This is a genomic window from Shewanella sp. MBTL60-007 (genome assembly GCF_019654915.1).
In the GTDB taxonomy this organism is placed as follows: Bacteria; Pseudomonadota; Gammaproteobacteria; order Enterobacterales; family Shewanellaceae; genus Shewanella.
In genome coordinates, this window is the sequence record NZ_BPET01000094.1 from 1 (window position 1) to 10,805 (window position 10,805).

Sequence of the window (10,805 nt, forward strand, 5' to 3'; positions counted from 1 at the left end):
AGCCTTAGTGTTATCGATAGCAAGTGTGCATTCTGTGATGGCTGCGGATAGTCAAAATCCACCGACTTTGCAGCAGTTGCTGACAGATAAAAAGGAATCTAAAGGTTTATTTAATTTTTATCAGGACAGTCAAACTGGTGAGACATTTATGTTACTCAAAGCGTCTCAGCTTAATACGCCAATACTCTATACGGCTCATACTGTTGATGGCCTCGCAGATACTTGGGATTTTAGAGGCTTCAAGCGGGAAGAGAAGTTAATTGAATTTAGGCGCTATTTCGACCGCATTGATATTGTTGCTAAGTCCTCTCGTTTTGTTTTTGATAAAAATAGTCCATTGAAAAAGGCTAGGCATGCCAATCTCAGTGAGCCAGTGCTAGCGACATTGAAAATTGAAAGTGAGCAAGATAGTCAGTTGCTGGTAAACGTAGATGGATTATTTTTAAGTGAATCTTTGCATCGGGTTTCACAATGGCCAGATGCTGGTGGGGCGGATAAGAAGAGCTTTAAGTTGGGTAGTTTAGATATCGATAAGTCACGGATCATTAAAAAACGTACTTATAATAACAATGTCGATGCCATCGTAGAGTATATGTTTAATACCGATAATCCTAAAGGCGTTGGATCAAAAGCGCTTACGGATCCTCGGGTTGCGTCATTGACGATTCAGCACTCCTTTTTTGAGCTCCCCAATAGTGATTTTGAACCCCGTAGAGATGATGCCAGAGTTGGGTATTTTCTCCATCAACAGGATAATAAAACCTCAGCAGATTGGGTCCCTTTTGAAGATGTAATAGTACGTTGGAATTTAAAGAAAAAAGATCCGTCAGCGATTCTGTCAGAGCCAGTAAAACCGATTATTTGGTGGATTGAAAATACCACACCCAATGAATGGCGCGATACCATAAAGCAAGGGGTATTAACTTGGAATAAAGCCTTCGAAAAAATTGGTTTTAAAAATGCTATTCAAGTAAAGGTACAGCCAGATAATGCAAGCTGGGATGCGGGAGATATTAACTACAATGTGTTGCGGTGGGCGTCATCACCTATGCCTTTAAGTAACGGTTATGGCAGTGCGGTATCAAACCCATTTACTGGTGAGATCTTGGGGGCGGATCTGATCATGGAATACCGTTTTATGAAAGCTACCTGGGCAAGTCATCAGATGTATAGCCAAGGCGGTGACCACTTTGCTAGTGGCATAAGTGAACAAGGTGGACAGGCCGCTCAGCTCAATTGCAGCGCAGGACATCAGCTGGAGTTGGCCAGCTTATTGGCCGACACAATAACGATTGATGAGATGGCGCAGCAGGACGTATTAACGGAAGGGCTACGCATGCTGGTGATGCATGAGGTTGGTCACACTCTAGGTTTAACTCACAATATGAAGGCTTCAAATTTATGGGATGAGAAAGAGGTGCATAATAGGACCATCACCCAAGGTGTACTGACTGGCTCTGTTATGGAGTACGCTCCAATAAATTGGGCGCCTTTAGGCGTTAAGCAGGGCGATTACTTTCAGACAGAGTTAGGTCCTTATGATTATTGGGCGATTGAATACGGATATTCACAAGCGTTAGCTGATAAGGCTGCTGAGAAACAAAGGTTAAAGGCAATACTTCGTCGTTCGGCAGATAAAGGGTTAGCCTTTGCCCATGATGCGGATGATATGCGCAGCGCTGGGACGCATATTGATCCACAGGTAATGACCGGAGATATGTCATCGAACCCAGTGGGTTACGCAGTTGATAGAATGACGTTAATTAATCATCATTTAGGCGAACTTAAGGCGACAGCCTTGGTTGAAAATGGCTCTTATCAGCAATTGCTGGCTTCGGTTAATGCACTATACGGTGAGTACAAGAAACAAGCTGTGGTTATCTCCCGCCAAATCGGTGGTGTGAATATTGAGCGTAGCTTTGTAGGTGACAGTGCTTCAACACCGTACGCACCTGTGGCGGCAGAAAAGCAGCAACAAGCCATGAGCGCTCTGGCCAAATATGTATTTTCTGAACAGGTGCTTAGCGCATTAGAGCCTCTTTATGCTTATATGCAGCATCAGCGCCGAGGGTGGGATAATTACGGTAAAAACGAAGACCCTAAAGCCCACAAAATGGTGTTGAATTTACAATCATCAGTGCTGAATCATTTACTGCATGCGAATGTATTGCAGCGTATCTCTGATACAGAGCTTTATGGCAATGACTACGGCTTACATCACTATATGAATGATTTAACCGCAGCAATCTTTACCGACTCAGAGACGCTGAAGTCGACCAGTCAAAACTTGCAGGTTGAGTATGTGCAGAGGCTGATAAAGATAGCGGGAATTGGGGAAGACTCTACTTATTCTCATCTGGCTAAATCGGTCGCTCTGTACCAGTTGCACTCAATTGCAGAACGCAGCAGCCCTTGGGGAGCTGATGAGATTAGTAAGGCTCATAAGGCCTATATTGACCTTTTAATTGGAAAAGCGATACAGGCATAGCGATTGAGTTTATCTATTACGTTATCTGATTAAGGCATATAAACAAAAGCCTAGCGGTATACGCTAGGCTTTGTTGTTTATGCTGTTACAGAAAGGGGCCGCTATCAATCCCTTTGTTAGTATAGGTACAGAACAGAAGCTAAGCCGAGGAAGCAGAAAAAGCCCACTACATCGGTGACCGTGGTTAAGATCACTGAGCCCGATAGGGCGGCATCTTGATTCATTTTTTGCAGGATCATCGGTACCATGACCCCGGCTACGGCAGCGACTGCCATATTGATTAAGATAGCCGCGCCGATCACTGTGCCTATGATAGGATCGCTAAACCACCATCCGGCAATGAGCCCAATCACAATCGCCCACAACACGCCGTTTAGGATCCCAATGCCAAGTTCGTTCTTGAGTAACGATATGACGTTACCCGACGATATCTGCCCCATGGCCATGCCGCGGATCATCAGAGTGAGCGACTGACTGCCAGCAATTCCGCCCATAGAGGCTACTATCGGCATCAGTACCGCGAGGGCGACTACTTTTTCTAGAACATTTTCAAACAGGCCAATGGTGGCCGAGGCTAAAAATGCGGTCAGTAAGTTAATGCCAAGCCAAACGGCGCGACGACGAGCACCTACGGTTATAGGCGCAAACAAGTCATCGTCCTCGTCCATACCAGCGGTTGCCATTAATTGTGATTCGTAATGCTCACGTACTAATGCCGTGGCAGTACGCAGTGTCATACGGCCAATCATGATGCCGTTTGTATCGACAACGGCGATTTCTAATTCGTTACTGTGTTCTATGGCTTCTGCGGCTTCAATCAAGCTAGAGTCGGCAAGAATGGAGCGACTGTCTTCCCATAACAAGCTTTCTAGTGTGCTTTCTGGGGCGGCGCGAAATACATCGTGGCGGCGCACGCTACCAATATATTTGTCATCATCATCAAGCAAGAATACATGATCATTACAGTCGAGCTTTATTCGGCGAAAGAAACGTTGCGCCTGTGAAACCGTCGATGTCAGATTTAGCGCTAAGAATTGATGCTCGGCATAACGTCCAATCTCATTTTCTGAATATTGATCGTAACGGTCATAGTGCTCTCTTTGGCGCTCGCCCATCTGCGACAACGCACGGTCGGTCATGGCCTCGGGTAGCGTATCGCTCCACTCAATCAAGTCTTCTGGTGAGATCTGCGAGAACAGCGAGTCTAACTCGGTTTCTGGCATCTCTTTCAAGATGCCATTACGAGGATCTGCACGCATCAAGTCTAATACAGCGATGCGTTCGTTAGCATCAACTTGAGACCAGCGTTCGTAACGCTCATCTAGAGGTAGTGACTCTAGTAGTAAGGCTACAGTTCCGGGTTCCGCTTCTTCTAGCATGTCATTAAACAGCTCTGCCTGCTGCTCGCCTTCTGCATTGGTTAGCTGCTCAACCGATTGGCTCACTTCTACCATAGCTAACTCAGGCGTTTCATATTCTGATTCGCTTAGATGTTGGCTGTTATCGATAGGGGATTCATCTTTTGGCAATGACATGGTTAACCGACCTTTAATGGGACTTTGAAAAGTTCGAAAGCTAATTTGAAAAAGCTAATATAAAAAGTACTTTGGTTAAAGTACTGACTTACAATGAGTATGCAAGTCGTTGCTGTATGTTAGCTGCTCAATATTAGCATTTTGCAGTATGAGCATGATACAGCTTAAGGGCGGTGATTATACGCTAAGTCTTAGCATAGTAGGTGTATTGTTTAAGTTAAAAGAAGCCAATGGGTTATTTAAGTAGGCCTGAGATGGGCTAAAAAAAGCCTTCATAATCATGAAGGCTATAGGTGGCGTGGTTAAATCAACATTTCTAAGAGTGATGAGTCAAAACTGAGTAAAATGTGAGCCCCACTAAATTTAGTATATTTTACTTTTAGAAGTAATAGGCCACACTAACGTTGAAGCGTTTATCCCAGTCATCTCCTACTTCAGGAAGACCAATATGGTCATTGTTAGCAGTAGAGAATGTCATGTTTTTACCCATGATAAAGTCGATTTGGGTGTAAGTAGGGCCAGCACTGATTGCAGCACCTAACACGTTTTGCATACTATTATCGTAGTTATCGTCATCGACGTCTGGGGTCATTAAGCCAAAGTCGTTGTAGAACTTGATATTACCCCAATCGGTTTGCAGTGTTTTGGCGATGTTAGCGCTGTAGACCTGCCCCTTAGAGGCGACTTCGTACTGCCAGCTAACTACGGATACGGCAATCTTATTATCGTCAGCGCTATCGGCAGCATTAAACTCATACTGCATCGCCTGTAGCTGTAGGTTCCAGCCGTTGAACGTGCTATCTAAGTGAGCTGCGAAGGCGTATCGATCACCATTGTTACCTGTCTCAGAGTTATAGATCTGACCCGCTTCAACCGAGGCGCCAAAAGTGGTTGATCCACCTTGGTGCTCCATGGTGTAAGTTTGGCGAAGGTTAACTTGGTTAGTTTCTTCGTTATGGTACTCGGTACCATTGATCGTGCCGCTATAAAGGTCGGCCGCATAGCGCTTGTTTTCTGTTGGGCCGTATTCAGCTCCTTTGTAAAAGGCCATGTCGGTTTGCCAGCCATTGTGTTGGTACACGGCTTTCACACCGATATCGTGGTCATCTTCAAAGCCGAGATAGTAAGGCAAACCAAACCAATAACTATTTGAAATATATCCTAGGTTACCGAAGGGCACCTTGTTTATACCAAATTGTAACTGCCAGTCAGGGTTGAAGTCATAGTAACCATAACCAAATTTTATATAGTTAGTGTTAGCGGTAAAACGATAATCTGATTTTAAGCCCCAATTTCCTTGCTTGGCATCGAAACGTAAAGAGACCATATCGAAGGTAAAATCGCCGCCTTTATCTTTTGAGCTATCACTGTAATCTTTGTAGGCATAGTTAACTCGCACACCACCGTGAATATTAATGCCATCTTCTTCTTGTTCTGCTGCGATAGTATTAAAACTACTAAGAGCAATGGCACTTGCTAGAATAGACAGATAGAACCTTTTATTTGATTTCATGATCATATTATCCCCATGTATTTAAGTTGTATTTTATAAATTATCTTTTATTGGTTTTACTCGGTAATTATAGAAATAGAATTGTGTTGTTTTTAATTGCTATAAAGTCCTTTGGTTTATGTTTAATATCTTTTGTTGCGTTTTCTATTAATAAGTTTGAACTGTGTATATTATTGCGGTGCTAATTATTAACGTTAGTGGCATCATTAATTAGCGCCGCAGAGCTTATTAGCTGTTTGTCGCTATTCCCTTAATTTTAAACTCAGCTGAACTTGTGGTTTCTAATGCTAACCCTTTAGTTTCTGGTGCCATAAAGACTGAAATAACGAGTCCAAATAACGAGATGGCGGCACCGACTAATAGGGTGGGAGAGATACCGTAGTTCGCCATAAATATCGGCAGGGCATAAGTTGAGATAATTGTACCAATACGGCTAAATGACATGACAGCGCCAACCGCTGAGGCTCGGATCTCAGTAGGGAACAGTTCATTTGGGTAGAGCCATTGCAAGATCCCTGGACCACCGGAGAAGAAAGCATATGTAGCGAATGCACCAATAATTAACCAGACGCTTGGATCGGGCACCACACCTAATAGGGCTAATGAGGCGGTCATTATGCCGAAACTGCCTATAAGGAGTGGTCGTCGACCTATTGAGTTTAACCAGTACATAGCTGGGATACACCCCGCCATAAAGAATAGGCTGATAACAATATTGCCTAAGGCGGCGTCTTTACCATCGGTAAATCCGAGAAGCTCAATGATCTGCGGCCCGAAGGTGTAGATGGCAAACATAGGGATAACCTGACAGGTCCAGATAATACCGATGAACAGGATTCTCTTTAGATAGACTGGCTCGAACAGTTTGCTGTACTTGGTTTGTTCCGCTGATTCATGGGCTATTTCGACATCAGGGCCAAAGAACTTCTCCATCGTTTCTTTGCACTCTTGTACGCGCCCTTTCTTGAGTAACCAGCGTGGAGACTCTGGTAAGTGAAAACGCCCGAGTAATATGACTAAACAAGGGATTAGCGCGCTACCGAACATCCAACGCCAGCCATCTTCAACGTCATATAATAAGTAGCCGACCATATTGGCTGCAGTAGCACCGACGTACCACATCGCCGCTATGAACCCCATGGTGTAGGCACGTTTTTTTGTTGGGGAGAACTCTGCCACCATAGAGGTTGCAATTGGGTAATCTGCACCGATCACTATGCCGATTAAGAAACGCAATATCACTAATTCAATAGGTGAGGAGATGAACATGGTTGCGAAAGAGAGCACTGCGATTGCAATGATATCTATCATAAACATCAGCTTTCGGCCGAATATATCAGCGACATAGCCAAAAAGTGCGGTGCCAATAAATAGACCTGCCAAGGTCGCCGCACCGACTAAACCTATCCATTGGGCGTCAAGTTCTAGCGCAGGGGTGAGCTGCTGAAGTGCTAGGCCGATGATCACCAAAACATAGCCATCTAAGAAAGGGCCTCCACTTCCCCACAACATTATTTTTCTGTGTAATGGAGTAAACTCCATATCATCGAAGTTTGTTCTTGGTTTCATGCTACTTACCACCAAATATAAATTTAAATATAAAGCTATATGATTGTTGTAATTATTTTTATGGAGTTGATTCCCCACTTGGCTATTTCATAACCTAATGTGAAATACTACTAGGTAAAAATATTAAAACGGTGATTTGACCAATGTTTTACTATGTTTTTTAATAAATGTTCTGTAATTGTGAAGTTAAATGGATTTAGCTTTTTATAGGTACGACGAAGAGTTGAAATAATGATTTCAACTCTGTTTTTATAATGTTTTTTTAATTTGTCGGCTAGCCGTATCTATATTCTATGCCAAATGTCCCGCGAGGATATTCCCACTTTTCTAAAATGGTCTCTCCGCATAGGAATTTGCACGTTCCACATTCTAAACAACCGGCTGAATCAAATCTTATGCTGCCATCATCTTCTAATTTATAAAGACCTGCTGGGCAAGCGTTGACCAGTTTTCGATATTCATTCATATCGGGGTTATCTTTTAAAATAATATGTGGATGACCTTCATCAACATGGAATTTATTGGCGCCGAGTTTGACATCGACATTAACTACTTCACTCATATTGAGGTCACTCCTTTAATTCCATCTTTAATCAGGTTCATATAGCCGACTTCTTTGCAGTGCTTCATCAATGTCTTTCTGATGGGTTGTGATGGCTTGCCGTCAACAGTGAACATACTTTGCATTATGTCTGCCACCATCTTTGGGTACTGATTGAAGATGCGTGGGTTTTCCATAAAGGCGGGAAGATCTTTATATAGCTTGAGATCTTTCATGATAAAGCTGTCTTCTAACAAGCTTTGATAAGTAGACAGACCTTCGGCGCTAAAGTCATTGCGTTCGCGGGCTGTTAAAACGGCTTTTGCTGCGGCTTCGCCTGATGCTATGGCTAAATCCATGCCGCGCACGGTGTAACCAATATTGAGACAAAAACCTGCAGCGTCTCCAACGATCAACACGCCGTCATCAACTAAGGTAGGCACCATGTTAATGCCAGCCTCAGGTACTACATGGCCCGAATACTCAATGAGCTTTCCGCCTTCAATCAGAGGCTTGATCATTGAATGGTTTTTAAAATCTTCAAGCATTTGTGGTACGGTTTTGTTTGAGCTGCCAATATCGTGCAGGCCGCAAACAATACCGAGTGAAACGGAGTTTTTGTTGGTGTAAATAAAGCCGCCACCCATTAGGCCATTAGCGGGTGAGCCAGCAAATAACCAGGCGCAACCTTCATCATTCTTTAGGTTAAAGCGATCTTGGATAACTTCTTGAGGAAGCTCGATGAGTTCTTTGGCGCCAACCGCCATGACATCACCTTTTACACGCTTAACCATGCCAAGTTGTTCGCCCAGAATGGGGTTAACACCTTCTGCTAAAATAACTGACTTTGCTGTTAGTTCGTCACCATCGGCTTTAACACCAATGACTTTACCGTCTTGAGTTAAGATCTCATCAACTCGGATCCCGGTAATAAATTGGGCACCAACCTCTTCGGCTTTTCCCATTAGCCACTGGTCAAAATCCCCCCTTAATAGGGTATAAGATTCTTCAGTTGCCGTTTGTGCTCGACCGTTGTGGTAGTCGAGAGTGACGCCGGTATCATCGGTAAGAAAAGTGACTTTTTCTTTAGTGACTTTTCTTTCTATCGGCGCTTCTTTAGCGAAGCCGGGAATAATTTTTTCTAGACTGTGGGCATATAAACGACCGCCGGTCATATTCTTGCTACCAGCATAGTTACCGCGCTCGATTACGAGAACGTCTGCTCCCTCTTTTGCAAGAACATACGCCGCAACACAACCTGCAAGCCCTGCTCCTACGATAATGGCGTCAAATGATTCTTCTGACATACTCGTCACTCTCTAGGTATATTTGTCTACTCGCCTCTAATCTATTTTGTGATTAGAGGCGATTGAAATAACAATAAAAATTGTGTTTCAGTTAGCCTTTTAAAGCGCTAATTAGTGCAGGCATTACCTTGTTGATATCACCAACAATGCCGTAATCCACATATTGGAAAATAGGTGCATTCTTATCTTTGTTTACGGCAAAAATAGTTTGTGAACCTAAAGCACCCACCATGTGTTGGATTTGGCCTGAAATACCTAGAGCAAAGTAGATCTCAGGTTTGAGCATCACGCCTGATACACCAATGTAGCGTTCGCGCTCCATCCATTTCTCTGTTTCAGCAATAGGACGTGAACAACCTAACTCGGCACCGATTAATGCACTGAGTTCACCTGCCACTTGTAGATTTTCTTGACTACCTATCCCGCTACCAACACCAACAACACGCTTGGCTTTGCCTAGATTGACGCTTTCACCTTGTTTCGCGCGGCGCTCTATACATTTAATTGATGATGTAGGTTCGACAAATGCCACGTTAACCGCTTCACCTGTGCGAGCTGTATCTGCTGCTTGCACTTCATAAGCACCGCTACTTAAGGTGATAATGGCGACTGGGCTATTGATCTTCTCTTCTGCGATGGCCAAACCGCCGTAGGCCATGTGCTTAACACGTACGCCGTCTTCGATGCTAACTTCAGCAACATCGTTAACAACACCGGCTTGTAATTGAACACCTAACTTACTGGCTAATGCTTTACCGCGTTTTGTTGGGGCAAGTACCACCAAAGTGTTGTCGTTAGCGGCTGAAATCACTTGCGCCATAGTGTGGCTGTAGTCTTCAATAATTTTTTGGCTGTCTTTGTCGCCAAGGTAGTACACATGGGTTGCACCATATGAATAGGCTGTAGCGATATCGGCTTCGCTGCCGATGACAAATGCCGATACTTTTTCGCCTAACGCTACGCCAGCTGCGATCATTTCAGGTAAACGGGAAGCGATATCGCTAAATACCCAAATATTAGATAGTTTGCTCATCATTTATCCTTAATTAGTTAAGTGCTTTACGTAAGTGTTCTGCGAATTGGGCGATCTGCTGCTCGTCATCACCTTCGATAACAATCTTCTGACGTGCTTTCTGTTCAGGTGCGATAACTGAAACCAGTTCAACTAACGCTGGAAACTCGCTTAGCTCAATATCAGAAGCGCTTAGACTAGTGACAGGCTTTTTCGCTGCCGCAAGAATCGTCTTCATCGAAGGGATTGTTGGCTCGTTAATATCTGCAGAAACAGAGATGACAGCAGGTAGCGTGACTTCTAACACTTCCACTTCATCATCTAATGATCTTTCAACTGTAAGTTTGCCTGGCTCGGCCGAGATGATTTTGCTTACGGCATTGATATTGGCTACACCGAGTAACTCGCCTAACTGTACGCCAACTTGTTGCGCATAAAGGTCGCCAGAACCATCACCACAAAGAATGAGGTCAAAACCATTTTTTTGTGCCGCAGCCATTAATACGCGAGCGGTTTGATGAGGTAGAAGTTGTTCAAATTTTTCGTCAACAATAACGGTTAAGTCATCGGGTCCACGAGAAAGAATGTCTTTGCGTGCTTTAGGATTTTCTAGCGCCTTGCCACCAACACTCATTGCTGTGATGCTAGCGCCATCGACGAGTCCCTTGATCGCTACACCTGCTTCAACCGCACATAGGTCGAATGGGTTAATTTTTGGGGCCGCCTTGTTGGTATCTAAGCTGCCATCAGCAGTAACTGCGATATCTTGCTCTTCTGGCACTAATTTGTAACACGTAATAATTTTCATTATTTCTCCCGTTAAAATATTAAGTATTGATA

The 10,805-nt window shown here is 43.9% G+C and carries 8 protein-coding genes; 1 reads left to right on the top strand and 7 read right to left on the bottom strand.

Annotated elements, in window-relative coordinates; translation table 11 throughout:
• Positions 1–2,488, top strand: a 2,488-nt coding sequence (locus K5Q92_RS22715) for a zinc-dependent metalloprotease (RefSeq protein WP_259649680.1), incomplete at its 5' end; no start/stop codon positions are given.
• A 116-nt stretch (positions 2,489–2,604) separates the two neighbouring features.
• Here the strand turns inward: K5Q92_RS22715 and K5Q92_RS22720 are convergent.
• The 7 genes from K5Q92_RS22720 to K5Q92_RS22750 all read right to left on the bottom strand — a co-directional run.
• Positions 2,605–4,023: a magnesium transporter gene (locus K5Q92_RS22720; protein ID WP_220771113.1), complete on the bottom strand. Its 1,419-nt coding sequence runs from the start codon at positions 4,021–4,023 to the stop codon at positions 2,605–2,607.
• A 379-nt stretch (positions 4,024–4,402) separates the two neighbouring features.
• The gene (locus K5Q92_RS22725) at positions 4,403–5,542 is read right to left on the bottom strand and encodes a hypothetical protein (RefSeq protein ID WP_220771114.1); all 1,140 of its coding nucleotides are present in this window, start codon (positions 5,540–5,542) and stop codon (positions 4,403–4,405) included.
• A 222-nt stretch (positions 5,543–5,764) separates the two neighbouring features.
• Positions 5,765–7,105, bottom strand: a complete 1,341-nt coding sequence (locus K5Q92_RS22730) for an MFS transporter (RefSeq protein ID WP_220771115.1) — start codon at positions 7,103–7,105, stop codon at positions 5,765–5,767.
• A gap of 274 nt (positions 7,106–7,379) precedes the next feature.
• The gene (locus tag K5Q92_RS22735; RefSeq protein ID WP_220771116.1) at positions 7,380–7,667 is read right to left on the bottom strand and encodes a 4Fe-4S dicluster domain-containing protein; all 288 of its coding nucleotides are present in this window, start codon (positions 7,665–7,667) and stop codon (positions 7,380–7,382) included.
• Positions 7,664–8,953: an FAD-dependent oxidoreductase gene (locus K5Q92_RS22740; RefSeq protein ID WP_220771117.1), complete on the bottom strand. Its 1,290-nt coding sequence runs from the start codon at positions 8,951–8,953 to the stop codon at positions 7,664–7,666. Before K5Q92_RS22740 ends, K5Q92_RS22735 begins: the two co-directional genes overlap by 4 nt.
• Before the next feature lie 91 nt (positions 8,954–9,044).
• Positions 9,045–9,986 (bottom strand): FAD-binding protein, encoded by a 942-nt coding sequence (locus K5Q92_RS22745; protein WP_220771118.1) that lies wholly within the window; start codon positions 9,984–9,986, stop codon positions 9,045–9,047.
• A gap of 13 nt (positions 9,987–9,999) precedes the next feature.
• Positions 10,000–10,805, bottom strand: an 806-nt coding sequence (locus K5Q92_RS22750) for an electron transfer flavoprotein FixA (RefSeq protein WP_259649681.1), incomplete at its 5' end; no start/stop codon positions are given.

Bases quoted from the DNA above. Each gene is read 5' to 3' on its own strand.
- K5Q92_RS22720 (WP_220771113.1), bottom strand. From the start codon at position 4,023: ATGTCATTGCCAAAAGATGAATCCCCTATCGATAACAGCCAACATCTA.
- K5Q92_RS22725 (WP_220771114.1), bottom strand. From the start codon at position 5,542: ATGATCATGAAATCAAATAAAAGGTTCTATCTGTCTATTCTAGCAAGT.
- K5Q92_RS22730 (WP_220771115.1), bottom strand. From the start codon at position 7,105: ATGAAACCAAGAACAAACTTCGATGATATGGAGTTTACTCCATTACAC.
- K5Q92_RS22735 (WP_220771116.1), bottom strand. From the start codon at position 7,667: ATGAGTGAAGTAGTTAATGTCGATGTCAAACTCGGCGCCAATAAATTC.
- K5Q92_RS22740 (WP_220771117.1), bottom strand. From the start codon at position 8,953: ATGTCAGAAGAATCATTTGACGCCATTATCGTAGGAGCAGGGCTTGCA.
- K5Q92_RS22745 (WP_220771118.1), bottom strand. From the start codon at position 9,986: ATGAGCAAACTATCTAATATTTGGGTATTTAGCGATATCGCTTCCCGT.